This is a genomic window from Marinicrinis sediminis (genome assembly GCF_042685085.1).
In the GTDB taxonomy this organism is placed as follows: domain Bacteria; phylum Bacillota; class Bacilli; order Paenibacillales; family KCTC-33676; genus Marinicrinis; species Marinicrinis sediminis.
This window is the reverse complement of record NZ_JBHUMM010000010.1, coordinates 25,570-51,533: the sequence shown is the minus strand read 5'-3', so window position 1 is coordinate 51,533 and position 25,964 is coordinate 25,570. Positions and strand designations below refer to the sequence as shown.

Sequence of the window (25,964 nt, the reverse complement as noted above, 5' to 3'; positions counted from 1 at the left end):
TGCCTGTTTCACTTTTTACATTCGTTGCATGTTGTTAACGGCGCTAAAGAGGGCTTTCACCGAGGAATTCATGATGTCGACGTCGACGCCACAGCCCCAATGCACGACACCCTTTTCATCGGTAATGCCGATATACGAAATGGCTTGTGATTTGGAACCAAGCTCCAGGGCATGCTCTTTGTACACCAGATTGGAATAGGTGATGCCAGCATGCTCTTGCAGCGCATTGCTGATCGCATCCAATCGGCCGTTGCCCGTACCTGTCAATTCCTTCACTTCTCCATTCATCTGAATGGTCACCGAAGTCTGGAAGTCTTCCTGATTCAACAGGCGGAAATGTTCAAAGGCAATCGGGGTCTGTACGTTGACGTACCCTTCCTTGAAGATGTCATAGATTTCTTCAGGCTGCAATTCCTTCTGTTTCCGGTCAGAGACACCCTTCACGAGGTAACCCAAATTCTCGCGCATGGCCATAGGCAAATCGAGACCATACTGCTGCTGCAGGATATATCCAATCCCGCCTTTCCCGGACTGACTGTTAATTCGGATGATATCTCCTTCATACTGTCTGCCAATATCCAGCGGATCAATCAGCAGATAAGGAACATTCCAATGTTGCGGTGTCTCTTCCTCGCGCCATTTCATGCCTTTGGCAATGGCATCCTGGTGGGAACCCGAGAAGGCCGTAAATACGAGCTCTCCGCCGTACGGATGGCGCTCGCTCACCTTCATCTTCGTGAGACGCTCGTAGACACTCAGAATTTCCGGGATATTCGTAAAGTTCAGCTTCGGGTCCACCCCATGAGCGTACATGTTCAGAGCTAGGGTGATGATATCCACATTTCCGGTACGCTCTCCGTTGCCAAACAGCGTACCTTCTACACGCTGTCCGCCTGCCAGCACGCCGAGCTCCGCATCCGCGACGCCGGTACCCCGATCGTTGTGCGGGTGCAAGGAAACGATCACATGATCCCGATAGTTCAGGTTCTCGCTCATGTATTCGATCTGGCTGGCATACACGTGCGGCATGGACATCGAGACGGTGGCTGGCAAATTGATGATGACTGGCTGGTCTGCGGTTGGTCGCCATACATCCAGTACGCGGTTGCAAATATCCAGCGCGAATTCGATTTCTGTGCCCGTGAAGCTTTCAGGCGAATACTGGAACTGGAAGTTCCCTTCGGTTTCCGCCGCACATTCCATCAGCAGCTTGGCTCCGTTCACCGCAATGGCAATGATTTCTTCCTTCGATTTGCGGAATACCTGTTCACGCTGGGCCACAGAGGTGGAGTTGTACAGGTGCACCACTGCTTTTTTGGCGCCTTTGAGCGATTCGAAAGTTTTGCGAATAATATGTTCCCGCGACTGGGTCAGAACCTGGATGGTCACATCGTCGGGGATGAGATTTTGCTCAATCAGCGTTCGCAAAAAGGTGAATTCCGTCTCTGACGCTGCCGGGAAGCCCACCTCAATTTCCTTGAAGCCGATCTCCACCAGCATTTGAAAATATTCCAGCTTCTCTTCCAGATTCATCGGAACGATCAGGGCCTGGTTGCCGTCTCTCAGATCGACGCTGCACCAGGTTGGCGGCTCAGTAATGTATTCCTTTTGTGCCCACTTCATGCTGGACACCGGTGGCATAAAATAGCCTCTTGCGTACTTGTCTACGTTCTTCATTGTGCCATCCTTCCTTTCGTTGTCCATCGTTGTCCATTCAACAAAAAAGCCTTCCGTCTCCATGAATTCATAGAGACGAAAGACTTGTGTATCTTACGCGGTACCACTCCAGTTCATATCACGTATGATATGCGCTTAGCGGACAGGGACGGGCAGGCTGCCAAATGATGCACCTGTATCATCCTCGTATCCTCCTGTACATAACGGTCAGGGGCCGGCTCTGCTTACTGGTTCATTTCAGCGAGCTACTCCAAGGTGAGTTCAGATGATCCTCGCGGCTGCTTCACACCGGCCAGCAGCTCTCTGGGCACTTGGAACGTCCTACTAGTCCTCTTCCACGTATTTGAAGTTTGCAGTTTAAAGCATTGGATTACTTACAATTCTACTGTACATCCCGCTACTTCGCAAGTGGTCATGCTGAAGTCGGGATCATGAACAGCAGCGCTGCTTACTTCTTGATCCAGTGCATCAGCTCACGAAGCTGGGAGCCTACTTGCTCAATCGGATGGTTCGCTTCATTGCGGCGAGTGGCCGTCATGAAGGCATTTCCGGACTGGTTCTCAAGGATAAAGTCACGAGCAAATTTACCTTGCTGAATGTCTGTAAGCACTTCTTTCATCGCTTTTTTGGTTTCTTCTGTAACCACGCGAGGTCCTGTCACATAGTCACCATACTCAGCGGTGTTGCTGATGGAGTCTCTCATCGTAGCCAGACCGCCTTCATACATCAGGTCTACAATCAGCTTCAGCTCATGCAAACACTCGAAGTAAGCCATTTCAGGCGCATATCCTGCTTCTGTCAACGTTTCAAAACCAGCTTTGACGATAGCGCTCATGCCGCCGCACAAGACAGCCTGCTCACCGAACAGGTCGGTTTCCGTTTCTTCTTTAAAGGAGGTTTCGATGACGCCAGCGCGTGTACAGCCGATTCCTTTTGCATACGCCAAACCAATGGCATGTGCATTACCTGTCGCATCTTGCTCGATCGCGATCAGTCCCGGTACACCGAAGCCTTCCACGTATGTGCGGCGAACCATGTGTCCTGGGGATTTAGGCGCGACGAGGAAAACGTCTGTTTCGCTGTCCGCTACGATTTGACCAAAATGCACGTTAAAGCCGTGGGAGAACATCAGCGCTGCACCTTTTTTCATGTTTGGCGCGATTTGCTCCTTGTAGACTTTTGCCTGAATCTCATCCGGCATCAGGATTTGAATGACGTCTGCGCGACGTGCTGCTTCGTCAACGGTCAACACTTCGAAGCCGTCATTTACCGCTGTGTCCCAGGATTTACCCTGACGCAATCCGATTACGACATTTACACCGCTGTCACGCAGGTTTTGTGCCTGTGCGTGACCTTGGCTTCCATAGCCGATGATCGCGATTGTCTTTCCTGAGAGTACGCTTAAGTCTGCATCTTGTTCATAGTACATTTTAACTGCCATTGTATTGTTTCTCCTCCTTTAATGTAACCCCTTTTGGCATGGGTACGAAAGCCAACAAAGCACGCGCCTCATTCCCTCTCGTACCCACCCAAAAGCGGGCAAGTACACGTGCTATGCAATCGAGTGTAAATGATGAATGTTCTGACAATGAGTAGCAAGATCAGATTTTAGGCTGCAGGCCTCTGATCATCGCGGTGACACCCGTTCGGGAAAGCTCTTTGACACCATAAGGCTTGAGCAATTCCACCATGGCATCGATTTTGGCCGAGTCACCGACAACCTGTACGATCATGGTATTCATGCCTACATCGACGACCGCGGCACGGAACGTTTCGACCACGCCCAGAATCTCGGAACGCTCTGAGGCATTGGCTCCGACTTTAATCAGTGCGAGCTCGCGAGCGACCATCGGATTGGAACTGAGATCAATTACCTTGATGACATCGATCAGCTTATACAGCTGTTTCTCAATCTGTTCCAGGGTGTGTTCGTCACCGCTCGTCACGATGATCATGCGGGACAAGCCCTTCTCCTCGGATTCGCCTACCGTGATGCTCTCAATGTTGTAGCCTCTTCTCCCGAACATACCGGCGACTCTCTGCAGAACACCCGGCTGATTGTTGACCAGGACGGATATCGTATGCTTTTGTTCTCTCATTCCGAATCCCCCATTAGCATCGTATCGATGGTATTTCCTTGCGTCACCATTGGATACACATTTTCGCCTTTATGAACGACAAAATCAATCAGAACCGGCCCGTCTGTTTCCATCGCTTCCTTCCAGACTTTCTGTGCCTCTTCCTTGTTGGTGGCCCGCAAACCTTTTACGCCGTAGGCTTCTGCCAGCTTGACGAAATCGGGGCTGCCCGCCAGGTCGATATGGCTGTAGCGGTTGTCATAGATGATCTCCTGCCACTGACGAACCATGCCCAGTACCTGATTGTTGATGACTACAATTTTGACCGGAATGTTGTGAATCGCACAGATGGCCAGTTCCTGCGAGCACATCTGCATGCCGCCATCGCCGTTTACGGAGATAACCAGACGATCTTCATTCCCCATTTGTGCCCCGATAGCGGACGGGAATCCGTATCCCATCGTACCAAGTCCACCTGAGGTGATCCAGGAGCGAGGCTGGTTGAATTTATAATATTGGGCGGTCCACATTTGATGCTGGCCGACATCGGTCGTCACAATGGCTTCCCCATTTGTCGTCTCATTCAGCATTTCGATAACGTATTGTGGCTTGAGCCCTTCTTCACTGTCCTGGTAACCAAGCGGGTAATCTTTTTTCATCTGGGTGATTTTCGCTACCCACTCGTCATTGTTCGCTTTTTTCGCTTTCTTGTTGACGGCTTTCAGCACTTCCTTCACATCACCTACACACGGGATGGAGGTAGGCACGGTTTTGCCGATTTCAGCCGGGTCCACATCAATGTGAGCGATTCTGGCATTCGGCGCAAATCCCTGTACCTTCATCGTTACGCGATCATCGAAGCGTGCTCCGACCCCTATCAGGAGGTCACAGCCCTGAAGCGCCTTGTTCGAGGTATAGGTGCCGTGCATGCCCGGCATACCCATCCACAGCTCGTGTGCGCTCGGGAAACCGCCGAGGCCAAGCAGCGTCGTGGTAACCGGGATATGGGTCTTGTTGACGAATTCCAGCAGTTCCTCATGAGCACCAGATGCGACGACGCCTGCGCCTGCGAGGATAACCGGACGCTCGGCCTGTTCAATCGCTTCGAGCAATCGTTCGACCTGCAGCTTGTTCGGTTTGACTGTTGGATTGTATCCGCGAATATGAACATCTTTCGGATAATAGAAGGAAGTGACTTGTGCGGACACATCCTTCGGAATGTCAATGAGAACCGGACCCTTCCGTCCTGTATTGGCAATGTGGAAGGCCTCATGGATGATTCTCGGCAAATCTTCTACGTTGCGTACCAGATAGCTGTGCTTGGTAATCGGCATCGTGATACCTGTAATATCTGCCTCCTGGAATGCATCGGTTCCAATCGCGGTCGTCGCGACGTTGCCTGTAATGATGACTAAGGGTACGGAATCCATGTAAGCTGTGGCAATACCGGTTACCAGATTGGTTGCTCCCGGACCGGATGTGGCAATACACACCCCGACCTTTCCCGTGGAGCGGGCATAGCCATCTGCTGCATGAATAGCACCCTGCTCATGGCGGGTCAGCAAATGATTGAAATGCGGATTGCTGTGCATGGCATCATAGATATACAGGACAGCGCCACCCGGATAGCCAAATACACATTCTACCCCTTCAAGAAGCAGGGAGCGAAGCAAAATTTCTGACCCGTTGATGTTGTCTGGCTGCATGAGCTCTTTGCGCAGTTCCTCTGTCAGTACACCGGACTTTTGCGTTTCTGTCTGAGCAGTCACATCATTTCCTCCTCTCAATTTTCCCTTGCAATGATTGAGACCTCGATCTGTTTATCGTTATCGAACCCCGGACAAATCAAAAAACCCCTCTCATCCCGCAATCTGGTTGCGTTCGGGACGAAAGGGGTTGAGCTTCCGTGGTACCACCCATGTTTGCTGAAATCTCACGATAACAGCCTTAGAAGGTAGAGCAGTTGTGTCTACCTTCGCACGATAACGAGTGCGAACCGATTTTCCCTAATAGACTTCAGCGCTTCCAATCTGTGTGGCACTAAAGTTTTTCAGGAAAACAGCTCCGAGGTGAGCTCGTCAAGTAAGGGTTATGACGATGGTTTCAGCAGCTCCATCGCTCTCTGTCCATAATTGCCTTAATGACTTCGTCCTCATCATAGCCGATGTCAAATTAGTGAATTAGTTAAAATGTATTATATCGGCTGGAGCCGTAATAGTCAATGGGCTTGTTGAAATTGGCACTCAATTTCACAAACATTTCTGTTCAAGATTGCCAGGTATGCTGTTCTAGACATTTTCATTATTTTTCTGATTCAGAGAATTTTTCAATCTCAGGTTCTAATCCTAGCTCTTTAATCAGACGAATGAATTCATCTGCGTCTTCAAGCTTTTCCAATTCTTCTTGGCTTTTCAATTTCAATATGTGTTCAAACTGATTTTTTAGTTCCGTATATCTCTTATAGGCTAAAGTCGAAATAGAATCATTACGTACCTGATTTTTCGTTAAGTTTGCATATAGTTTAAAGTATTCCGCCTCATTAAATTCCCCCTGTACTAAAAAATATCTATTCAGATTTTGCAAATATGCATAAAGAAAAACGAGATCGCTCTGCATATTTTTTGACGTTCCATCCCAATCCGCATTTAGTAATCGGTCATCCAGTACGTGATACACACTGATGAGATCTCCCATCACATAATGTGTGTACTTGTCATGAATGGACTGATTCCTGTACCCAAAAAAACATACCGCTAAAAGAATCGCTAGCATTAAGGGTATGATTATGCTTCGAAGCTTTTTCAATCTATCCATTCCCTTCTTCTGATTCGCCAGACCCAACACTTTCCTAGTCTAACCATAAAATAATATGATGACCTAATGGTAACAGTCAACAGAACGGACTTGAATACGGATTCTTTCATTGAGATCGATATGTACCTGGAGACATGCAAAAAATCGCCATTCTGAATGTGATACACACATCAAAATGGCGATTTTTTTATAATCATGAAGAACGTTATTACGCGTTCAGTTTTTGCTTCGCTACACCTGCAAGATCAGCAAATGCTTTCTCGTCAGTGACAGCAAGATCAGCCAGCATTTTGCGGTTGATCTCTACACCAGCCAATTTCAGGCCGTGCATCATTTTGCTGTACGTCAGGCCATTGATGCGAGCCGCTGCGTTGATCCGAACGATCCACAGCTTGCGGAAGTCGCGCTTGCGCTGACGACGGTCGCGATATGCGTACAGCAGGGATTTCATAACCTGCTCTTTTGCTGTTTTAAATAATCTATGCTTGGAACCGAAATATCCTCTAGCAAGCTTTAATACTTTTTTACGACGACGACGTGTAATAGTACCGCCTTTTACTCTTGCCATTACGTTCTACCTCCCAGATTTCCTTCTTATTTCACGTAAGTAATAAGTTGTGCAATGCGCTTCGCGTCTCCGCTGGCCACGAGGGTGCCTTTGCGAAGTTTACGTTTTACAGATGGAGATTTCTTCTCCAGAATGTGTCTTTTGAATGCATGGTTTCTTTTGATTTTTCCAGTACCGGTCTTTTTAAAACGCTTTGCAGCGCCGCGGTGTGTCTTCATTTTTGGCATCAGACTGATCCTCCTAATAAAATTAAACTTAACCTTTTGGTCCCAAGATCATAATCATGCTTCGGCCTTCCAGCTTCGGTCTGCGCTCCATAACAGCATGTTCTTCCACTTCTTTAGCCACACGAATAAGCACCTTTTCCCCAATCGAAGCATGGGTAATCTCACGACCACGAAAACGGATGGAACATTTGACTTTGTCCCCACTGTTCAGGAACTTAATCACATTACGAAGCTTCGTTTGCAGGTCATGTTCTTCAATCGTAGCGCTGAAGCGTACTTCTTTCAGGTCCACGATTTTTTGATTTTTACGGGCTTCCTTGTCCTTTTTCTGCATCTCATAACGGTACTTGCCGTAGTCCATAATGCGGCACACCGGCGGTTTTGCAGTGGGTGCCACCGCAACGAGATCAAGATTGGACTCTGAAGCTAACTGAAGGGCTTCACGAATCGGCTTAATGCCAAGCTGATCCCCATTCGCGTTAATCAAACGAACTTCTCTCGCACGAATATCTCCATTTACCAAATGATCCTTACTGATAACTTGCCACCTCCAGGAATTAAAAAATGCATGTACGTAAACGCAAAAAAATGTGAGCGTCACCGCCCACATTTCTACACACAGGATTATACAGACAGTATCTGTCACTGTCATGTATCATTCGTTTCCTTTACCGTGTCAGAACCAGCCAACGTTTGTCGGTCAGGTGAGAAGCGGGCGCTTCTACTTGCGATTTGTATGATGCATACCGATACATCATATCATCAGTTTGCATGGATGTCAACAAAATCCGTTGGCACTTGATCTCTGTTGGCAATCACTTCGCGGTAGCTCTTGAGCAGACGCTCAAAAATGGCGTCCCAGCTCTGCTCCATGGCGTAAGCTCTGGCCTCTGCAGACATAAGCTCACGAAGCGTCACATCCCGGTACAACTCCTCAACCGAGGCCGCAAACTGCTCCGCTTGCTCCGGCGGGCACAACATGCCGGTTTTGCGGTGCTGTATATTGTCCTTGACGCCTCCTGCATGGGCGCCGATAACCGGTGTTCCGCACGCCATTGCCTCCAGTACCACATTGCCGAACGTTTCGGTCGCAGACGGGAACAGGAATACATCCGCCGCCGCATAGAGCTTGCTGAGCGGTTCCCCCTTCACAAAGCCAAGGAGCTTGACATTGGGATCATGCTCATATTGCTCCAGCAACTCCTTGTACAGCGGTCCGTCTCCTGCCAGTACGAGCTGTGAATTGGCCCGAATGTCTTCAGGCAACTTGGCGAACGCATCGAAGAGCACATCGATCCCCTTCTCCGGTGCGAGACGTCCCACAAAAAGAATCATAAATTTATCCGGATCCACGCCGTGTGCCCGCAGCACGTCCTGACGATCAACGTAAGGATTGAATTGCTTGGAATCAATGCCTCGGGACCAGATCTCCAGATGCTCAAAGCCGCGCTCCTCCAGGTACGTTTGCGTCGATCTGGAAGGCACGTAGATTTTTTCGCAATCCTGATGAAACCACGTCATATATTTCCAAAGGATGCTCTCCACCCAGTTAATCTTGTAATAACCGAGATACTGATCAAAATGCGTATGATAGGAGGCTACAAGTGGAATGCCATGTCTCTTGGCATAGCGTTGTCCGTACAGTCCCATGTTGAACGGGGTTGCGACATGGATAATATCTGGCTGCAGCTCTTTTAATGTACGTCGAATATGAATCGGGTTAGGTATTCCCAATCGGCACTCCGGATATAATAGAAAAGGAATACTATGGAATCGCTCGACGATATTTTGGTCGATCCCGTCGTTTGTCATTTCATGGGAAGGCGCAAATACCTTGCAGGATATCCCCTTGTCATCGAGAAAATCCACCCATCTCCCCAGTGTCTTGGCAACTCCATTCACATCGGGTATATATGTATCCGTAAACAGAGCTACTTTCATACAACAACCTCCCCGCAGTATTCCTGTTGATCTCTTCTCCGATCCGATTGGGTACAGGAAGGAGACCAGCATGAAATTTGGATTGCTTATCTACATTATAGCTTTATCATATCCGGTGTATGTTATCTTAGCGTAATCTTATCATTAATTTTTTGGTGAACAAAATTTTATGCAGGATTAACATTGTTCTTACAATCCTATGTTAAAATAAAGATAAGGATAGATTCCATCTATCAATCATGCATGCAGCGCATACAAATGGAGGGATGGCGATGAGCCGAGTTGTCAACTGGCTACAATTCCATGATCAACGACTCTTTTTCTGGTTTAATCATAAACTCCAGCACACCATTATGGACCGCATTATGCATGTCATCACTCATTTGGGTGGTGCAACATCTACCATTGCGATTTCCCTTGCTCTTATCTTGTTAAGTCCTGCTCCCTATCATCTCGTCGGATTGCAATGCCTGGCCGCGCTCGCAGTCAGTCATATTCCGGTTGCGATTTTAAAACGAAAATACCCGCGACTCAGACCCTATTTGGTCTTACCCAAAACCAATATATGCCGAAACCCGCTCAAGGACCATTCTTTTCCGTCTGGTCATACGACGGCGATCTTTTCGATTACCATCCCGCTGATGTGGGCATATCCGAGTCTGATTTTCATCCTGCTTCCGATTACCGTCATCGTGGCCGCATCCCGTATGATATTGGGACTGCACTATCCGTCCGATGTGATTGCAGGTGCGTTTGTCGGAACCGTGGCGGCCGCTGCAGCGATTCAATTCATTTCCTGATCTGCCAAAGTTTTTCGATGGTTTTGAAGGTTGTTCGATGTTTGACGAAATTTGTGAGAAATAAGGAACCGGCTGCCTGCTTGCAGCTGGTTCTTTTTTATGACGTTTCGACTTCGGACTGAACGGACTGAAGACGTTTCTCATGATCCAGCAACGCTTTTTTGCCCATTAGCACTTCACATTGATGAATCCGAACGCCCTGCTCTACAAACTTGCGCTCATACTCTGTATACACATGTTCTTCCGGCTCTCCTTCACGATGTAGATCCAGGTGAATATTGCGCATGCGAAGGCCGCAATCCGCAAAGGAATTCAGGGAGAATTCAAAGAGGGTAACGGAATCCGTTCGGAGCTGCAAAATGCCGTCGTCATTCAGCACCTCCGCATATTTGCGCAAAAATCCTTCGTGCGTCAGTCTTCTTGGCGCATGCCGTTTCTTCGGCCACGGATCGCTGAAATTAAGGAAAATCTTCGCAATTTCATTTTCAGCAAAGATGTCTGTGAGTTGCTGCACATTGACCAGCAGCAGAGCAAGATTGGGGATCTGCTCTTCTTCTGCCTTGCCGTGCACTTCCCTTGCTTTTTCGCTCGCCTTACGAATTAACTCATCATACATATCAACGCCGATAAAATTGATCTCCGGAAATTTTGCACTCATTTCACTGATAAAATTTCCCTTCCCCATACCCAATTCCACGTAGGTGGGGCGGTCATTGCCAAAGAAAGCATGCCAGTTTCCTTTATGTTCCTCGGGCCTGAGCTGTACAAGCCCTGTCTCATTCTCCAAGTATTGCCTAGTGTCACGACGTCTTCGTAGTCGCATAGATGTATATCCTCCAACTGTTATATTAACGGTTTGTTCGTTCCGTAAATCTCCATCTATTTTGCCCCGATTTCGTTTTTTTGTAAAGACGGTCCTAAACAAACAAAAAGGCGCCTGTCTCAGACAGACACCTCAGTGACATCCTTGCGTGCATCCCTGCTCCGCAAAAGGACATCCTATATCAGGGTCATTTTCCATTCCTGTCGTCTCATTTAGTGCAAGGCTTCATTTACATCCTTGATCTGATTCATCAACTTCTTGCGCGCTCCCAGCTTAATATGCGGCTCTCCGTTGAAGCGAATTCCCGTCAGTGCGATAGCTTCCTTCACAGTTAGTTCCACCATGATCTTTTCTTCGCCCTTTGGAACCTTTACTTGAGAATCCATATCTGATCACCTCTTTCATATCGTTCATTCTTTCCTACTTTCACTTTAACCAACTTTGCAGTGAATCATGCGTATGGAAACAGAAACGAATAGATGCGTCATGTTCTACACTTATAATATAACAGTTTATGTGAGGTATTTCAATAGATTTTTTCGTAAACTTGCATGGTTTTATGATCTTTTTTTCTGCTTTTTCCTGCGGAATCTTGTATAATGTATTTCAATATGATCATATATTTTATTTAGCAAAGCTAACTATAAGAGGTGACCCATTATATGCATGCTGAACCACAGGAGATTCCGTCCTCCACGACCTGGATGGATGCCTTTTTTCACGTTAACACCTGGCTGAACAAGAGGCTGGAGGAAGATCTGGCGAAAGCGGACTTTCCCCTTACGTCTGCGCAATTTCATCTCGCTCGTCTCCTGCACTTGCACGGCCCCCTTACCATCGGGGAGATCGCAGACATGCTCTCCTGCACCGCGCCAACAGCTTCGGGCATTGTGGATCGGCTGGAAAAACAGAACCTGGCCTTTCGTGCCCGGCTAAGCAAGGACAAGCGGATCGTATACGTGTTGCTGAGTGAGCAAGGCAGCGCGGATCTGTCTGCTTTCATGCAGCGATGGACAAAGCAGATGGAAGCTGATATCACGACATGGACGAATGAAGAAACGCATCTTGCATGGAAGCAGGCTCTGCTCGCGATTCATCAGAAACAGTCCGCTCCTCTATCAGCAGACCACGATTGACATGAGCGGCTAAAGGGCCGCAGACTCCCTGCGCGTTCCATTCCACAATAAATGAAAAGTCTGATACAATGTATAGCAGTTCAGACACAAATCGTGCACGTGGACAAGACAACAAGCTGCATGGCATCCGTCCGTTGCCATTAGCCATATAGTTGGCAGGCTTCATCCGCTGAGGTTCATCCGTGTTCACGAATCGAATATATTTTTGTTTTCTCAACCACAATCACTTGTCATAACAAAACTAACAAATTAAAATAAGGTGAGGAGTTTCCTTTTTATGCATACCGAACAGGCCTCTTCAGAACCATTGCTCTGGGGAGACAAGCGGTTCCATACGTGGAACACAGAAATGAAAGCCCAATTTGGCGAAAAAGTATTCAAGGTGATGCTGGATGCAGGCTTCACCTGTCCGAATCGGGATGGCACGATTGCATCAGGAGGCTGCACGTTTTGCAGCGCGCGGGGGTCAGGTGACTTTGCGGGAAGCCGTCGAAACGATCTGGTCACCCAGTTTAATGAAGTCCGGGACCGACAGCATCAGAAATGGCCCAATGCCAAGTATATTGGCTATTTCCAGGCTTACACCAATACGTACGCGCCGGTCGAGACACTGCGGGAGTATTTCGAGGTGATTCTGGAACAGCCGGGCGTCGTGGGGTTATCCATTGCGACCCGTCCGGATTGTTTGCCGGACGATGTGGTGGAATACCTGGCTGAACTCAATGAACGAACGTATCTATGGGTCGAAATGGGGCTGCAGACGGTGCATGAATCCACCTCCACGCTGATCAATCGCGCCCATGATACCCAGTGTTACCTGGAAGCCGTCGAGAAGCTGAGAAAGCACAACATTCGTGTGTGCGCCCACATTATATATGGCCTGCCGGGAGAGACCGAGGACATGATGCTGGAAACCGGAAAGGCAGTCGCCCAAATGGATGTACAGGGGATCAAAATCCATCTGCTGCATCTGATGCGCAAAACCCCAATGGTCAGACAATGGAAAGAAGGGCTGGTGGAATTCCTCGATCAGGATACGTATATCAAGCTGGTCGTGGATACGCTGGAACAATTGCCACCCGAGATGATTGTCCATCGCGTCACAGGAGATGCGCCGCGAGATTTGCTTATCGGTCCAACCTGGAGCTTGAAGAAGTGGGAAGTGCTTAACGAGATTGACCGCCAGTTCAGGGAGCGCCACACCTGGCAAGGCAGACTGTGGAAGGGGTAAGCTGACCATGGGATTCGTATCCGTACTCAGCTATGCCCAGCAGCTCGTGGCCCGAAAGGTGCAACCCGGACATGTCGTCATTGACGGTACAGCAGGCAACGGCCATGACACGATTCACTTGGCCAAGCTGGCCGGTCGCACAGGTCATGTCTATGCCTTCGATATCCAGGAACAGGCCCTCGCATCAACGAGGCAGAATCTGTCTGCTCACCAGGGGTTGTCTGATCGGGTTACGCTGCTGCAAGCGAGTCATAGTGAAATGTCGCTGCATATTCCCTCGAAGTGGCATCAGCAGGTTCAGGCCGTCATGTTCAACTTCGGCTTTCTGCCTGGCTCCAATCAGCAGATCGTAACCTTGACGGAAACGTCCATTGCCGCATTGGAGGACGCTTTCTCATTGCTGAAAAAGGGCGGCATCCTGACTGCCGTACTCTATCCAGGACATGCCGGAGGAGACGAAGAGGCACATGCCATCGAAAAGTGGGCGACGGCATTATCCTCCTCTGTGGCCCAGGTCCTGAGCTATCGCATGATTAACTCACAAGGCAACCCGCCCTATTTGATCGCTGTCGAGAAGAGAATCGCCTCCAGTAGGGATGACTAATCGAAATGAAAGGGAGAGAGAAATGAAGCCATATCCGTTAAAGTTTGAACCGGAATTCAAAGAAAGAGTCTGGGGAGGTCGCGGACTTGAAGCATTTGGATTTGATTTGCCTGAGGGTGCCATCGGAGAAGCATGGGTCATTGGAGATCATGCCAATGGCACAACCGCTGCAGCCAATGGCCCACTCGCGGGCAAAGGACTCGACGAGATTCGCAAGGCATTTGGAGAAGAATGGTTGGGTGAAAATGGAGCCAAGAGTAAAAACGGCCGATTCCCGCTCCTGATCAAATGGCTGGACTGTCAAGATGATCTGTCCATTCAGGTTCACCCAAATGACCACTATGAAAATTTGGCAGAAGGGGAGCTTGGCAAAACGGAAATGTGGTACATCGTCCATGCGGAGCCCGGTGCCAAGATCATTTACGGATTGCAGCCAGAAGTCGATCGGGACACCTTCGCTAAAGCCATTGCCGAAGATCGTATCCTGGATACGTTACAAGAAGTTGAAGTACAGACCGGCGACACGTTCTATATCCCGGCTGGAACCGTACATGCCCTTAAAGCAGGCGTCATTGTCGCAGAAATTCAGCAAAACTCGGATACAACCTACCGTCTGTACGATTACAATCGTCCTGGACTGGATGGCAAACCGAGAGAACTGCACATTGGGGACTCCCTGAATGTCACCGCTTATGGGGATTCCGGTGCTACACGCAAACAGACTGATCTGTCAAAAGCACATGAATGGCTAAACCTCGCCGTTTCTCCCTATTTTGTGACCAACAAGGGACTTGTCGACGGAGCGTGGACAATTGAGCAAGTGAGCGGGACGTTCCAGATCATCATGGTCTGTGAAGGCAACGGCCAGATTGCATGGAGCGGACAAGATGATGCGGATTCACTGGACCTGCAACCTGGAGATGCCCTGCTCATCCCGGCCAATCTGGAAAGCTATACACTGTCTGGCAACATGACCGTCCTGCAAAGCCATCTGCCGACGTCTTAATCCATCGTCCTGATTCATTTATTAAAATACTAAAAACCAAAAAACCGTTCCCTGATCGATACAGACATTGAAGGCTGATTGGCTCGCCTTGCTGATCGATCGGGAACGGTTTTTTTATCGTTCTCGTTCATTGCATATAGGTGATTGAATCTGAATGTGAATCGTCACTTCTCAAGCTCTCATCTCGACGATTCACTTCCGGGAATTAACTGACGGTGTGTGAACCCCTCTTCTCCCTGATGATCTCATACGTGGGCAGATCGCCCCCTACCTGATACAGGACGAGCAGGATATCGGAAGTCGAGACATCGATCACTCTGTCCTGCTGCCAGGCGGACCAGTTAAATCCAAGCTGCTCTACTATCGCATGCTTGTGCAGTTCCTTCTCATTGAATCCGCGGGCGACAAAATCGGCAGACACACGTGCAGGATGCTCCGCAATACGCTTCATCCACTCAGCTTGCTCCGACTTGTCCATGCTGCGGTCCCACCACATTTTGCGAGGCTTGTATTTATGGTTAAGCAAGTAATCGAGTTTCATCATTCCTTCGATCACTTCCAATTGCGTAGTGTCCCGGCTTCTGAGGAATTCCCTCAGTCTGGTGAACAAATCTTCCAGCTGGTGCCCGATACGCTGCCAACCCCGATACTCCCAGTAATCGCCAAATTCCTGAAAGAAATCAAAGGGAGACGGAAACACCTGTTCAATCAAATAGATGAGCGTGTGGTCCATACGGTGGGCATTCCAGTATTTCTCCAGTACATCCTCTACCCGCTTGATCCGCACAATATCCGAGAATGGCAAGACATCATTGCTCAACATTTCATACGGCGGCTGATCCATATACACATAGCCATGGTCGCCTGCCCGCTCTCTCAGACCCGTACCCCGCAGCATTTTCAGAAAGCCCAGCTGCAATTCCTCCGGACGCAGTGCAAATACTTCATTGAACGTTTGCTTGAACGATGCATAATCCTCTTCCGGCAATCCGGCGATGAGATCAAGATGCTGATCAATTTTTCCGCTCTCCTTGATCTTGGTGACCGTACGGCTCAGCTTGGCAAAGTTCTGACGTCGCTGGATGATCTCGTTCGTCGCCTCGTTCGTAGACTGGACGCCGATCTCAAACCGGAAAATACCAGGTGGTGCATGCTCGGCCAGATAATCCAGCACTTCCGGACGCATAATATCTGCGGTGATCTCAAACTGGAACACACAGCCCTGATGATGGGCGATGAGAAATTCAAAGACCTCCAGCGCATAATCCCGCTTGATATTAAATGTTCGGTCAACGAACTTGATCAGTTTGGCGCCGGATTCAATCAAATACAGCAAATCTGCCTTTGTACGGGCCATGTCAAAATAACGAACCCCGACCTCGATACTAGACAGGCAAAACTGGCAACTGAACGGGCAGCCCCGACTCGTCTCGAAATAGACCACCCGTTTGCCGAGCTCGTCCACATCACTGGCAAAGCGATACGGAGAGGGAATGTCATTCAGGTTCAGCTTCGGTCTGCCCGGGTTAACGATAATCTCATCCTGCTTGCGATAGGCCAGACCATAGACGAAGTGGTACTTCTGCGTCGTTGTCAGCTCCTGGAGAAAATGATGGAACGTCTCCTCTCCTTCTCCTGCCACGATAAAATCGACTTCCGGCAGCTTTTCCATCCACTCTGCCGTATCATAAGAAACTTCCGGGCCGCCAAGCACGATCTGCAGGGATGGCTTGATCTTCTTCATCATACGAATGACCCGAATCGTCTCTTCGATATTCCAGATATAGCAGGAGAAACCGAGCACATCCGGCTCTTTCTCGAACAAGTCCGATACGATATTCATCGCAGGGTCCTTGATGGTATATTCGGCCATTTCCACTTGAAAATCTGCCTCACAAAAGGCCTTCAAATAACGAATCGCCAGATTCATATGAATGTATTTGGCGTTTAACGATGCTACGATTACGTTCATTGCTTACCCCATCTCTCTTCATTCACGTATCCACTTTCGGTACATTGCCCACCAGCATGGTGGTGACAATGCCTCCATTTTACCACAGACACGGGAAGGGCTACATGAAAACATCCTCCTGGCAACATAAAGAAAAACTCCCCTGCCTACATGAGCGGGGAGTTCAAACCTTCTTTCCAGCTTTCTGTTTCTTTGATCATCTGCATATCGAATTGGGCCATTTCGTCCTGCACACCTTCATGGTCCACATTCTGTTGGGTTAAGTGACGTGCCAGTTGCTTTCTTTCTTCCGCCCACTTCGCGGTTCGGTACAAAATCATGCTTTCGATTCCCTCCTGATTTTCATCTTCCTTCATCATACAAGCAAATTATTATATGACGATAAACAAGTTGTTAATGCTTGGTTAAATTTATTCTTTCCGAAAAAGGCCAATTTATTTCTACCCAAAACGAAAACAGCTGAATCATCCGCCCACATATTTGTTTTTCAGCCCTGTCATGATATAGTTCAAGGTAACCATATACGGCGCAAAATCGATGACGAACATCCCGAAGAACTGAACTGGAAAGGCTTGAATACTGATGAACAAGCAACACAACCGATTCGAAAAAAGAAAAAATCATAAACAGCGTCCCGCCTCCAAACGGCCTGCTTTCGCTCCGCGAGATTCAAACTCGCAAGTCTCACAGTCCAAATTGTCCAGCCCTCGTATAGCGGAGCAATTACAGACTGGCGACCGCATCACCGTCGAGGTGAAGAAGATTGGAATCAACGGCGAAGGGGTGGGCTACTATGAACGCAAAGCTGTCTTCATTCCCGGCGCGCTCCCCGGCGAACTCGTTCAAGCGCAAGTTGAAAAAGCCTTGCCCAACTACATTCAGGCCAAGCTGCTTTCCCATAAGCGAACTTCTGCAGAACGCGTCACCCCACCCTGTCCGGTCTATGAGGCTTGCGGTGGATGCTCCATGCAGCACACCCGATACGAAGAACAGCTTCGCGCCAAGGAAAACGTGGTACGGGACGCGTTCTCCCGCTACACCAAACTGACGGACCTTCCGCTACGGCCGATCATCGGGATGAACGATCCCTGGGCCTATCGGAACAAGGCACAGATGCAGGTTGGCTTCCACCAGGGAGCCGTACAGACGGGCTTGTATGCACCTGGCAGCCATCAACTGGTGGATCTTAGCGGATGTCCTGTGCAGCATCCGGATATCAACGCCCTCATTCAGCGAGTAAAAGAATGGCTGAAAGCCTATCAGGTATCCATCTATCAGGAACGCAAACGAAAAGGCCTGCTGAGAAACCTGGTCGTTCGCATCGCCTACACCACCGGGGAAATGCAGCTTACGTTCGTGACCAGTGAAGCACATTTCCCGCAAGCCAAATCTCTCGTTGCGGCGATACGCCGAGAGTTTCCGAAGGTTGTGGGCATCGCCCAAAATATCAATCCGAAGAAAACTTCGATTATTTTCGGAGATCAAACTACGCTGCTGTGGGGCAAAGAGACGTTGCAGGAAAAGCTCGGAGATTTGAAGTATGAGTTGTCGCCGCGTGCTTTCTTCCAGCTTAATCCGGCGCAGACGCTTCATCTGTACCGAGCTGCAGAAGAAGCCGCGCAGTTAACAGGCACGGAAGAAGTGCTTGATCTGTACTGCGGCACTGGCACGATTTCCCTGTGGCTGGCCAGATCCGCGAAGAAGGTAACCGGCATCGAACTGGTGAAGGAAGCGATCGAGGATGCGAAGGCAAACGCCAGGCTGAACCATATCGACAATGCGGTATTTATAACAGGAAAAGCAGAGGAATGGCTGCCCTCTCAAGTGGCAAAGGGCTATAAACCCGATGTGATTGTGGTCGATCCTCCGCGCACAGGCTGTGACGATGCCCTGCTGAAAGCCATCATTCAAGCCAAGCCCAAACGAATGGTCTATGTTTCCTGCAACCCTTCCACCCTGGCAAAGGATTGTGCGGTCCTGTTGAAGAACGGTTTCCAACTGGAATGGCTCCAGCCAGTCGACATGTTCCCGCAGACCGCGCATGTGGAGTGTCTAATATTGATGGTTCGAAAATGAGATGTGACAGGTTGGCTCAAAACCTTCAAATTGTAAATCTGCTTTATGGGTTGCCAAACGAAATAAGTTCGTAACAAGTTATTTACACCTTTTTCCAATTTATTGGTTGCGGTGCAATCCCGCACTTCCTCGAAGCGATAACTGTACTTTTGGGTGGGAAACTGTGGTTTGTTGGTTGTCTGCTAGCAGGCTTACATTCCTCCAACATCTCTACTGTACTGATTTTCATTAAGATGAATTCAGAGGTGGCTTGGATGCTACTCAACTCTGTGCCGATAGTTGTTTTAGCCCTCGTTGTTTTCGCGGGGAAGAAATAGTTAACCGAGTTTGGGTTTGAAGACACGAGGGTCATCAATAACATGTGTTGCTATGAGGAACATCTGAAATAAAGAAGCCTGCCGAGTGGCAGGCTTTTGACGTTTTCACAATTATGAGAAAGCAGAAAGTGGAATTAAGTGCTGATGATGCGATGCTAAATCTGCAGATTAGCTCTTAATTATGTGCCTGATAACATATCTTAAAATATTGCTTAGGAAGGAGATAGAATTATCGCTTTCCTCTCTAACTATTTCGCAGGATTTTGTAACATTTTGGAGAATTGGTAAGAGATCACTTTATGAACTAGGAGGTTATCCCGCATGGACATTACAATGATGATAATAAGTTTGATATCGATGATAGCAACGGTGATTTCTTGTGTCGTTGCAGTAAAAGCTAAAAATGAAGTAAAACGAATTAGTTTGATGGTGAATACAGGACAAGTACATGAAAGTAAGGTAGACAACAAAGGTGATATTGAGATTAGCAATACTGGTCAAAATACTGGAGTAATGGCAGGGATAACTACTGGAGGCATCAAAAATAATGCTAAATAGAAAGCCAGCAACTTCGGTAGATAACGATGGCATCAATCATGGAATAATGGCAGGGACTGTTAATGGTTCAGTTGATAATAGTAGTAACTTTATTGTTATGCTACCTGAGAGACAGAAGAAACTGCCTTCGATAATTCCCAAAATCATAGAAGTACTTTCTGAGATAACAGTCCTATCTGATGAAGAACTCGATCAACGCTATAAAGTTAGCGAAGAAGATTTAAGACCCTTCAACATCCCAGATAAAATAACCCATAATAATTTGATTAAATATAGAGGAGTAATTATTGAATATAGTTATTATGGTCGAATATGTGAAGAGGCTTTTAACATCACCGATAATCACGTTATGGGATCAAAAAGTAAGATATTAAAAGACATTAAGCATCTATATAATGAGTATAAGGGGCAATTGTTGGTTGAGCATCAGGAAGATGAGTTAGATGATCTTGAGATTATCAGAAGGAATGCCGATTACATAATTGATATGGTTAAAGGTGACTTAAAGCAGAGGATACTAGCAGACGATAATACTGCTATTGTATATGAAGATATTGAGGATGGATTAATTAGAGTACTATGTTATGCATTTGTTGAGTGTAAAATTCTTGAAAAGCCATAGGTGATATTTGTGATTATAAACGTGGATAGAGAACCTAAATTTTCATTATACTACATTGGCGCTGTTATATTAGAAGAACTGAAATTAAACGGTAATATGCTTACAATTGACTATTTATTTGAAATTATTCGCTCAAAAGTAGATAGAAATCTACATGTAGATTTTTTGTATTACTCTCTTGATTGGTTATTTTTGCTTTCATTAATTCGTCTAGAAGAGGATAGGGTTGTGTTATGTTAATAGAAAAACTTATCGTTAGAAAAACTGCACCGCAAAAAGAGATGATTCGGGAGATTCCCTTTAATCTAAAGGGATTAAGCTTGATTCTAGATAATACAAGTGATCGCTCTCAAGACAGCGGTAATAATGTAGGTAAAACTACAGCAATTAAGATTATCGATTTATGTTTAGGGGCGAAGTCAGTTAGTTCACTATATTACGATCCGGACACGAGAAGTGAAAACTTAGCAATTAAAGAACTCCTAAATGAAAGTAAGGTCGAAGCAGAATTAGTGCTACGAAAGCAAAATAAAAGAATTAGGATAATAAGACAACTTTTTAATAGAGGTAAAAGGATAATTGATGGTAAGGAATATACTCAGGATGAGTTTTGGGAAGAATTAAAAATCATTATGTTTAACTTGAAAGAACCATATCCAACACTTAGGCAGTTAATACCCAAATTTGTAAGAGTAAATGATTCTACTGATGAAAGTATCATTAAGTTTTTGACTGCAACTTCAAATGATACATACGATACGATATATTTATTTTTGTTGAAAATTTTAAGGAATGACCTATTAAGTGAAAAGGATATGCTTTCAGTTAGACTTAAAGAATGTGAAAATAAGCATAAAATGCTAGAAAAGGATGTTCATATTACATCACTAGATAGCTTGAAGCAGAAAAATGAACTGGTTGAAAAAGAGCTTGCGGAACTATTATTAAAAAGAAAACAGCTCAACTATATGGACACATATAAAGATGAGTTAGAAAAACGTAGATTGCTTACAGCTCAGATTAATGTACTAGAAGAAAAGTCACAGTTAATAGAATTTGAAGTAACCTCGATTAAGAAAAACATTTCTAAGTTAGAGGGGGAAAAAAACAATGTTGATTTAAAACAGTTGAGGTATTTATACAACGAAGCAAAGGAGTATATGGGGGAATTAGCAAAAACGTATGACAAAGTAGTGAGTTTTCACAATGCTATGATCCAAAATAGAATCAATTTTATTATAATGCAGCTTGAGTTAAAAGAATCTGAGTTAGTAGAGGTACTGACGAAAAGAGATGCTTTACTTGAGGAAAAGAAAAAATTAACAATAGATATGTTAGATGAAGGATTGCTAGAAGAACTAAATCTTTTGAATACTAAGATAGAGAAACTAAATGTTGAAAAGGGCGAGATAAACCAATCTATCAAAATACTTGAGGGTGTTGATAGCGAAATTAAAGATATATCAGTTAAAATGAAGGAGATTAACGATCAATTAGATCCAGATAGCATTAACAAAAAAGTTAGTATTTTTAACAAATATTTTTCCGCTTACTGTGAAAAACTCTATGGTGAAAAGTATTGGTTTGTTTACAACAGCAATTGGAAAGAGCAAAAGAAGTTTCCTGTATCACTTGATTCGTTTAAAGGCAGAGTTGGAACTGGGATGAAGAAGGGTGTAATTGTAGCATTCGACTTAGCTTATATGAAATATGCAGAAGAGATGGATATAAGTGCCCCTCAATTTGTAATTCACGATAAACTAGAGAATACTCATATAAACCAGTTGAAGACAATATTTGATCTCTGTAATGAAATAGATGGTCAATACATTATTCCTATTCTGAGAGAACGTGTCGGTAAAGTGGATGTGGAATTTATTGAAAAAGTTAAAGTTTTGGAATTAAGTTCGGATGATAGATTTTTTAGATTGAATTAATTAAAATATTCCTCATATGAGGGGTATCTTTTTTATAGTTTCTTATAGAATATAATATCAATTCTGCTTGCTCAACTGAGTGTCGCTCATTGGGAAATAGTATATCGATGCCATATTACCTACTCAGGGTTGTCATCGCTCGAGCTTTTGTCAGAGTTTATAAAGTTCGAGATATCTATTTCAATTTGCTTTCCTTTAGAGGAAGTCATTGGTAAAATAGTTGTGTAGAAAGGGGGGGAGAAGAAATGACTTATGATGAATTTATGAATATTATCTCCGAATCTGATATTATGGATTGGATTTATGATGATTCTGATGGTAGGTATGTTTATAAAAATGGCATTGCAATAACAATGCAACGTGATAGAGAAGATCAGACTGATTTTGAAGAGGCTTGGGTTGAAAGATTTATTCATCATCCAACAGCTACAAGACAAATGGTTTATCTTCGTTATATGGGAACTACTATTGATATTTTTTATACAGCATCAGTTGATGAAGCAAGAATGAATATTCCATATCCAACTCTGGATGATATGACAATCTCAAGACAGCAATACAATATTGGAAGAATTGTTAATCTGATAGAATGTCAAGTTATTGACAGATATGATGAATATTTGCGGATTGCAGGAATTACAGTCAGAGAATAAAATCGTTGATCTTATCTCGCTCAACATTAAACTTGAGAAATTTCACCTCCAAGGTAACATGATACAAACTTGTTCCTTGGGAGGTTTTTCATGTGATTATGGTTTCTCAGGCTTGCCATGATGTACGCGAATCGTATAGCAATTCACTCGTCGGCATCGAATTGGACGATACCCAGACCCAAATGTTCCTTTCTATAGCTCGTAAGCATTGCAAGCTCGCTCTTGAGCATAGTCAAGCAAGCACGACTCGGAAGCGGCGGCAGGAAATCATCGAAGAAATTAAGAGCTTACGATCAATTCGCGACGATCTAATCGCGAAATGGCGAAAACAGTCAATTTGATTTGCGTAACTGGTGATCAATCGAGTGAACCGAAACTGGATATTGAAAACCATCCCCTTCTACGGTAAGATCAGCAACAATTTACCTTGGGAGGGGATTTATTATGGAGCAGCCTTTACCAGAATGGCTCAGAATAGCGTTTGAGGCACGATTTTTTGAACAAGCTAGATTAGCTGGAAACTCGCCTGTAATCGAACCATTGCGGCTAAGGCAAATCGAACTGGAGAAGCAACTGAAAGCTGAATTAGATCCACGGCTGTATCAACTTATCCTCGAATGAGTGGAGACTCTAAACCATCGTCATGCACTCGAAAAAGAATTGATGTATAATGCTGGGGTTGAAGATGGACGTTCCATTTGGCAGCATCTCCTGAACAACGTCCCAAACTGACTCAATCATCGAGTAGAGCCACTATCTTTAGTTTTGAAGGCTCTACTGTTTCTTCTCTTTAATCAGATCATTTCCGTTAATGCCAAGAAGTTCGTAAGCTTCCTGAATCATAACTCTGTCTTTATCAAATAACTGATGGGATTTATCATGAATTCCGCTTTCCAATGTTACATGCTTTATGTTTTGTACCATAAATTCGAAATTGCAGAGAACAGCAATTTTATTGGCACTCCTTAATAACTTTTGCTGAAATAGAACAGCCTTCTCAGCAACTTCAGGCGAGTATACAACAGGTTCTCCATCAGCAGCTAGCACGTCACGGTGATCCACTCATTGCGCACTAATGATGAATTGCGCTGAGTTTGTCCTGATGCCATTGTCAGTTTGATTTTCCTTCATGACTTTGTTACCCCACACATACATTCCTTGTACATTTCACATCGCTGAAATCCCTGCCGTTGCTTTTCCCGACTTGATAAAAAATGCCGGATCATCCATCGCATTCATGTTGATGTCATGATAGAGAAGTTTTTATTGTTCAATTCGACATTTAATTCACATATCACACAAAAAGAGGTATAATGCGGAAGGAAATGATCAAATTTTTCTTCCAGGAGCTGATGAAATGAAATCGATTTATCGCAAGCGCAATACAGTGGCCTTTACAGCTATATCCTACTTTGCACTGGCTGCCGGATTCGCCCTCTTCGGCATCGGCGTGTTCAATGCGGATTGGGCACTGAACGTAAAAGGCTACTATATTCTATGTATTGTGCTCATTACGATGTGCTGTATCGTCGTGCAGAAGGTGGCGCGCGACAATGTGGAGGACAAGGAGCTGCAGCTTGAAAATCCTCGACACCGGAAAAGAAATACACCCGCTTTCACCGGCATGTCCTACGCAGGTCTGGCCATCGGCTACGGCATGTTTTTCATCGGAATGTATAATGCCGATTTTGAACTGAATGTAAAAGGTTATTACATAGCCGTCGTTCTCCTGATCTCCTACAGTGCAATCGGGGTGCAGAAGGTCGTTCGGGACAACGCGGAAGATCAGGACATCCTGAATGAGCAATCGAGCAGCAGCAACCTGCAGCAGGATACTGCCAGCTAACACATACGGTTCAAACAAGGTGTTACCGTCATCCTTCTCTTCTACCCCTTCCTTTACACAACCTGACACACCATGTATAATTCATATTGTTTTTGGCTATATCCTTATCATTTACATTGGGAAGTGGGAGATGAACGTTGGGAACGCAAACAACACAAGTTCTGAATGAGAAATCTGTACTTACTGCCTTAGAGCAATCGCTTGCCATGATTGAATTCAACACAAACGGAGAAGTGCTGTGGGCGAATGAACTTTTCGCTCAGGCGCTTGGCTATACCATAACGGAATTGACGGGGGTACATCATCGGCAATTCTGTCTGGAGGAATATGCCAGCAGCGCGGAGTATGAAGCGCTGTGGAAGGATCTGCGTGCCGGAAAAATGTTTCAGGAGAAGATCACTCGAGTGACGAAAGACAACCGAGTGCTGATTCTGGAAGCAACCTATATGCCCGTTCGGGATGAGCAGGAACAGGTCGTGGCAGTGCTAAAGGTTGCCACAGATATCACAGAGCGGGAAGCGGCCAAAGCCCGTGTATCCGATGAACTCAAAGAAATGGCCAAGGTACTGCTTGCGCGAACGGACGAAGGGATCGTACATAATCAGCGGGTAGCTGCCGCGATCTCTCAATTAGTCGAAGACAATGAAGCGAGCCTTTCCTCTCTGCATGATCTGGAACAGCAAAATATTGCGGTGCGACATATCGTACAAACCATCCGGGAATTTGCTTCCCAAACCAATCTGCTTGCCTTGAATGCAGCTATTGAGGCGGCCCATGCCGGAGAATATGGACGGGGATTCGATGTGGTCGCCACCGAAGTGCGAAAACTGGCTAATCAAGTTCATGTTGCGGCAGAAGAAATTCAGGCTACCGTCGAGGGCATAGCCAAGCATGTGGCCAGAGTCAGCAAGGGAATCAAAGCGTCGCAAGGCACCATTGAGCAAAGTCAGACCCAGATTCAGCAAGTCGTAGAGGAGTTTTCCGGTATCGGGGAATCCGCCAGCAAGCTTGATGCCCAGACCAAAACACTGGGCGAGATCATCTAACCACAACAGGATCAGTCTGGATTGACGAAAAA

28 protein-coding genes and 1 other annotated feature are annotated in these 25,964 nt (G+C 46.1%); of the genes, 14 read left to right on the top strand and 14 right to left on the bottom strand.

Going from position 1 to position 25,964, the window contains the following annotated elements; genetic code table 11:
- Positions 1–15: 15 nt before the first annotated feature.
- The 9 genes from ACFSUC_RS06280 to ACFSUC_RS06240 form a co-directional block, all read right to left on the bottom strand.
- Positions 16–1,677 (bottom strand): 2-isopropylmalate synthase, encoded by a 1,662-nt coding sequence (locus ACFSUC_RS06280; protein ID WP_379928645.1) that lies wholly within the window; start codon positions 1,675–1,677, stop codon positions 16–18.
- Positions 1,678–1,745: 68 nt separating this feature from the next.
- Positions 1,746–2,024: a binding site (T-box leader), on the bottom strand.
- A gap of 101 nt (positions 2,025–2,125) precedes the next feature.
- Positions 2,126–3,118 carry a ketol-acid reductoisomerase gene (gene ilvC / locus ACFSUC_RS06275; protein ID WP_379928644.1) on the bottom strand — a complete coding sequence of 331 codons (993 nt, stop codon included), beginning with the start codon at positions 3,116–3,118 and terminating at the stop codon, positions 2,126–2,128.
- 160 nt (positions 3,119–3,278) lie between these two features.
- Positions 3,279–3,776: an acetolactate synthase small subunit gene (gene ilvN / locus ACFSUC_RS06270; RefSeq protein WP_379928643.1), complete on the bottom strand. Its 498-nt coding sequence runs from the start codon at positions 3,774–3,776 to the stop codon at positions 3,279–3,281.
- Positions 3,773–5,524, bottom strand: coding sequence for a biosynthetic-type acetolactate synthase large subunit (gene ilvB, locus ACFSUC_RS06265; RefSeq protein WP_379928642.1), 1,752 nt, complete (start codon positions 5,522–5,524; stop codon positions 3,773–3,775). Before ilvB ends, ilvN begins: the two co-directional genes overlap by 4 nt.
- A gap of 532 nt (positions 5,525–6,056) precedes the next feature.
- Positions 6,057–6,431, bottom strand: coding sequence for a hypothetical protein (locus ACFSUC_RS06260; RefSeq protein ID WP_379928641.1), 375 nt, complete (start codon positions 6,429–6,431; stop codon positions 6,057–6,059).
- A 346-nt stretch (positions 6,432–6,777) separates the two neighbouring features.
- Positions 6,778–7,137 carry a 50S ribosomal protein L20 gene (gene rplT / locus ACFSUC_RS06255; RefSeq protein WP_379928640.1) on the bottom strand — a complete coding sequence of 120 codons (360 nt, stop codon included), beginning with the start codon at positions 7,135–7,137 and terminating at the stop codon, positions 6,778–6,780.
- Positions 7,138–7,163: 26 nt separating this feature from the next.
- Positions 7,164–7,364, bottom strand: coding sequence for a 50S ribosomal protein L35 (gene rpmI / locus ACFSUC_RS06250; RefSeq protein WP_379928639.1), 201 nt, complete (start codon positions 7,362–7,364; stop codon positions 7,164–7,166).
- A 28-nt stretch (positions 7,365–7,392) separates the two neighbouring features.
- On the bottom strand, positions 7,393–7,887 hold the full coding sequence (infC, locus tag ACFSUC_RS06245) for a translation initiation factor IF-3 (protein ID WP_379928638.1): 495 nt from the start codon (positions 7,885–7,887) through the stop codon (positions 7,393–7,395).
- 239 nt (positions 7,888–8,126) lie between these two features.
- Positions 8,127–9,305 carry a glycosyltransferase family 4 protein gene (locus ACFSUC_RS06240; RefSeq protein WP_379928637.1) on the bottom strand — a complete coding sequence of 393 codons (1,179 nt, stop codon included), beginning with the start codon at positions 9,303–9,305 and terminating at the stop codon, positions 8,127–8,129.
- A 272-nt stretch (positions 9,306–9,577) separates the two neighbouring features.
- Here ACFSUC_RS06240 and ACFSUC_RS06235 point away from each other — a divergent pair, with 272 nt between their 5' ends.
- A complete protein-coding gene (locus ACFSUC_RS06235) occupies positions 9,578–10,105 on the top strand; it encodes a phosphatase PAP2 family protein (RefSeq protein ID WP_379928636.1) in 528 nt (175 codons plus the stop codon).
- A 97-nt stretch (positions 10,106–10,202) separates the two neighbouring features.
- On the opposite strand, the gene trmB is transcribed toward ACFSUC_RS06235, so the two are convergent.
- Positions 10,203–10,928, bottom strand: a complete 726-nt coding sequence (trmB, locus tag ACFSUC_RS06230; protein WP_379928635.1) for a tRNA (guanosine(46)-N7)-methyltransferase TrmB — start codon at positions 10,926–10,928, stop codon at positions 10,203–10,205.
- A gap of 212 nt (positions 10,929–11,140) precedes the next feature.
- The gene (locus ACFSUC_RS06225) at positions 11,141–11,314 is read right to left on the bottom strand and encodes a hypothetical protein (RefSeq protein WP_379928634.1); all 174 of its coding nucleotides are present in this window, start codon (positions 11,312–11,314) and stop codon (positions 11,141–11,143) included.
- Positions 11,315–11,590: 276 nt separating this feature from the next.
- Here ACFSUC_RS06225 and ACFSUC_RS06220 point away from each other — a divergent pair, with 276 nt between their 5' ends.
- The 4 genes from ACFSUC_RS06220 (at position 11,591) to ACFSUC_RS06205 (ending at position 14,905) form a co-directional block, all read left to right on the top strand.
- Complete coding sequence (locus tag ACFSUC_RS06220) at positions 11,591–12,064, top strand: MarR family winged helix-turn-helix transcriptional regulator (protein WP_379928633.1); 474 nt, start codon at positions 11,591–11,593, stop codon at positions 12,062–12,064.
- Between the two features lie 277 nt (positions 12,065–12,341).
- Positions 12,342–13,295, top strand: coding sequence for a TIGR01212 family radical SAM protein (locus ACFSUC_RS06215; protein ID WP_379928632.1), 954 nt, complete (start codon positions 12,342–12,344; stop codon positions 13,293–13,295).
- Positions 13,296–13,302: 7 nt separating this feature from the next.
- A complete protein-coding gene (locus ACFSUC_RS06210; RefSeq protein ID WP_379928631.1) occupies positions 13,303–13,899 on the top strand; it encodes a class I SAM-dependent methyltransferase in 597 nt (198 codons plus the stop codon).
- 22 nt (positions 13,900–13,921) lie between these two features.
- Positions 13,922–14,905: a type I phosphomannose isomerase catalytic subunit gene (locus tag ACFSUC_RS06205; protein ID WP_379928630.1), complete on the top strand. Its 984-nt coding sequence runs from the start codon at positions 13,922–13,924 to the stop codon at positions 14,903–14,905.
- A 205-nt stretch (positions 14,906–15,110) separates the two neighbouring features.
- On the opposite strand, the gene ACFSUC_RS06200 is transcribed toward ACFSUC_RS06205, so the two are convergent.
- Both ACFSUC_RS06200 and ACFSUC_RS06195 read right to left on the bottom strand, forming a co-directional pair.
- Positions 15,111–16,877 (bottom strand): B12-binding domain-containing radical SAM protein, encoded by a 1,767-nt coding sequence (locus ACFSUC_RS06200; protein WP_379928629.1) that lies wholly within the window; start codon positions 16,875–16,877, stop codon positions 15,111–15,113.
- Positions 16,878–17,023: 146 nt separating this feature from the next.
- A complete protein-coding gene (locus ACFSUC_RS06195; protein ID WP_379928628.1) occupies positions 17,024–17,197 on the bottom strand; it encodes a hypothetical protein in 174 nt (57 codons plus the stop codon).
- A gap of 262 nt (positions 17,198–17,459) precedes the next feature.
- Between ACFSUC_RS06195 and rlmD the strand changes: the two genes are divergently transcribed.
- The 7 genes from rlmD (at position 17,460) to ACFSUC_RS06160 (ending at position 23,661) form a co-directional block, all read left to right on the top strand.
- Positions 17,460–18,953: a 23S rRNA (uracil(1939)-C(5))-methyltransferase RlmD gene (gene rlmD, locus ACFSUC_RS06190; protein WP_379928627.1), complete on the top strand. Its 1,494-nt coding sequence runs from the start codon at positions 17,460–17,462 to the stop codon at positions 18,951–18,953.
- Positions 18,954–19,591: 638 nt separating this feature from the next.
- Positions 19,592–19,828, top strand: a complete 237-nt coding sequence (locus ACFSUC_RS06185) for a hypothetical protein (protein ID WP_379928626.1) — start codon at positions 19,592–19,594, stop codon at positions 19,826–19,828.
- Positions 19,818–20,450, top strand: coding sequence for a hypothetical protein (locus ACFSUC_RS06180; protein WP_379928625.1), 633 nt, complete (start codon positions 19,818–19,820; stop codon positions 20,448–20,450). The genes ACFSUC_RS06185 and ACFSUC_RS06180 overlap by 11 nt, the downstream gene beginning before the upstream one ends.
- The gene (locus ACFSUC_RS06175) at positions 20,451–20,690 is read left to right on the top strand and encodes an ABC-three component system middle component 6 (RefSeq protein ID WP_379928624.1); all 240 of its coding nucleotides are present in this window, start codon (positions 20,451–20,453) and stop codon (positions 20,688–20,690) included.
- Positions 20,684–22,387 carry a DUF2326 domain-containing protein gene (locus ACFSUC_RS06170; protein ID WP_379928623.1) on the top strand — a complete coding sequence of 568 codons (1,704 nt, stop codon included), beginning with the start codon at positions 20,684–20,686 and terminating at the stop codon, positions 22,385–22,387. Before ACFSUC_RS06175 ends, ACFSUC_RS06170 begins: the two co-directional genes overlap by 7 nt.
- Positions 22,388–22,632: 245 nt before the next feature.
- Positions 22,633–23,040, top strand: coding sequence for a hypothetical protein (locus ACFSUC_RS06165; RefSeq protein WP_379928622.1), 408 nt, complete (start codon positions 22,633–22,635; stop codon positions 23,038–23,040).
- 444 nt (positions 23,041–23,484) lie between these two features.
- Positions 23,485–23,661, top strand: a complete 177-nt coding sequence (locus ACFSUC_RS06160; protein WP_379928621.1) for a hypothetical protein — start codon at positions 23,485–23,487, stop codon at positions 23,659–23,661.
- A gap of 153 nt (positions 23,662–23,814) precedes the next feature.
- On the opposite strand, the gene ACFSUC_RS06155 is transcribed toward ACFSUC_RS06160, so the two are convergent.
- Positions 23,815–24,102: a hypothetical protein gene (locus tag ACFSUC_RS06155; RefSeq protein ID WP_379928620.1), complete on the bottom strand. Its 288-nt coding sequence runs from the start codon at positions 24,100–24,102 to the stop codon at positions 23,815–23,817.
- Positions 24,103–24,397: 295 nt separating this feature from the next.
- Between ACFSUC_RS06155 and ACFSUC_RS06150 the strand changes: the two genes are divergently transcribed.
- On the top strand, positions 24,398–24,886 hold the full coding sequence (locus ACFSUC_RS06150) for a YiaA/YiaB family inner membrane protein (RefSeq protein ID WP_379928619.1): 489 nt from the start codon (positions 24,398–24,400) through the stop codon (positions 24,884–24,886).
- A gap of 137 nt (positions 24,887–25,023) precedes the next feature.
- Positions 25,024–25,932 (top strand): methyl-accepting chemotaxis protein, encoded by a 909-nt coding sequence (locus ACFSUC_RS06145; RefSeq protein ID WP_379928618.1) that lies wholly within the window; start codon positions 25,024–25,026, stop codon positions 25,930–25,932.
- Positions 25,933–25,964 lie beyond the last annotated feature (32 nt).

Excerpts from the sequence above, each read along its gene's own strand:
- ACFSUC_RS06280 (WP_379928645.1), bottom strand. The coding sequence starts at position 1,677 with ATGAAGAACGTAGACAAGTACGCAAGAGGCTATTTTATGCCACCGGTG.
- ACFSUC_RS06205 (WP_379928630.1), top strand. The coding sequence starts at position 13,922 with ATGAAGCCATATCCGTTAAAGTTTGAACCGGAATTCAAAGAAAGAGTC.
- ACFSUC_RS06215 (WP_379928632.1), top strand. The coding sequence starts at position 12,342 with ATGCATACCGAACAGGCCTCTTCAGAACCATTGCTCTGGGGAGACAAG.
- ilvN (WP_379928643.1), bottom strand. The coding sequence starts at position 3,776 with ATGAGAGAACAAAAGCATACGATATCCGTCCTGGTCAACAATCAGCCG.
- ACFSUC_RS06210 (WP_379928631.1), top strand. The coding sequence starts at position 13,303 with ATGGGATTCGTATCCGTACTCAGCTATGCCCAGCAGCTCGTGGCCCGA.
- ACFSUC_RS06165 (WP_379928622.1), top strand. The coding sequence starts at position 22,633 with ATGACTTATGATGAATTTATGAATATTATCTCCGAATCTGATATTATG.
- rlmD (WP_379928627.1), top strand. The coding sequence starts at position 17,460 with ATGAACAAGCAACACAACCGATTCGAAAAAAGAAAAAATCATAAACAG.
- ACFSUC_RS06180 (WP_379928625.1), top strand. The coding sequence starts at position 19,818 with ATGCTAAATAGAAAGCCAGCAACTTCGGTAGATAACGATGGCATCAAT.
- ACFSUC_RS06195 (WP_379928628.1), bottom strand. The coding sequence starts at position 17,197 with ATGATTTTGTACCGAACCGCGAAGTGGGCGGAAGAAAGAAAGCAACTG.
- ACFSUC_RS06225 (WP_379928634.1), bottom strand. The coding sequence starts at position 11,314 with ATGGATTCTCAAGTAAAGGTTCCAAAGGGCGAAGAAAAGATCATGGTG.
- ACFSUC_RS06240 (WP_379928637.1), bottom strand. The coding sequence starts at position 9,305 with ATGAAAGTAGCTCTGTTTACGGATACATATATACCCGATGTGAATGGA.
- ACFSUC_RS06170 (WP_379928623.1), top strand. The coding sequence starts at position 20,684 with ATGTTAATAGAAAAACTTATCGTTAGAAAAACTGCACCGCAAAAAGAG.
- ilvC (WP_379928644.1), bottom strand. The coding sequence starts at position 3,118 with ATGGCAGTTAAAATGTACTATGAACAAGATGCAGACTTAAGCGTACTC.
- ACFSUC_RS06150 (WP_379928619.1), top strand. The coding sequence starts at position 24,398 with ATGAAATCGATTTATCGCAAGCGCAATACAGTGGCCTTTACAGCTATA.
- ACFSUC_RS06235 (WP_379928636.1), top strand. The coding sequence starts at position 9,578 with ATGAGCCGAGTTGTCAACTGGCTACAATTCCATGATCAACGACTCTTT.
- ACFSUC_RS06220 (WP_379928633.1), top strand. The coding sequence starts at position 11,591 with ATGCATGCTGAACCACAGGAGATTCCGTCCTCCACGACCTGGATGGAT.
- rplT (WP_379928640.1), bottom strand. The coding sequence starts at position 7,137 with ATGGCAAGAGTAAAAGGCGGTACTATTACACGTCGTCGTCGTAAAAAA.
- rpmI (WP_379928639.1), bottom strand. The coding sequence starts at position 7,364 with ATGCCAAAAATGAAGACACACCGCGGCGCTGCAAAGCGTTTTAAAAAG.
- trmB (WP_379928635.1), bottom strand. The coding sequence starts at position 10,928 with ATGCGACTACGAAGACGTCGTGACACTAGGCAATACTTGGAGAATGAG.
- ACFSUC_RS06160 (WP_379928621.1), top strand. The coding sequence starts at position 23,485 with ATGGAGCAGCCTTTACCAGAATGGCTCAGAATAGCGTTTGAGGCACGA.
- ACFSUC_RS06185 (WP_379928626.1), top strand. The coding sequence starts at position 19,592 with ATGGACATTACAATGATGATAATAAGTTTGATATCGATGATAGCAACG.
- ACFSUC_RS06200 (WP_379928629.1), bottom strand. The coding sequence starts at position 16,877 with ATGAACGTAATCGTAGCATCGTTAAACGCCAAATACATTCATATGAAT.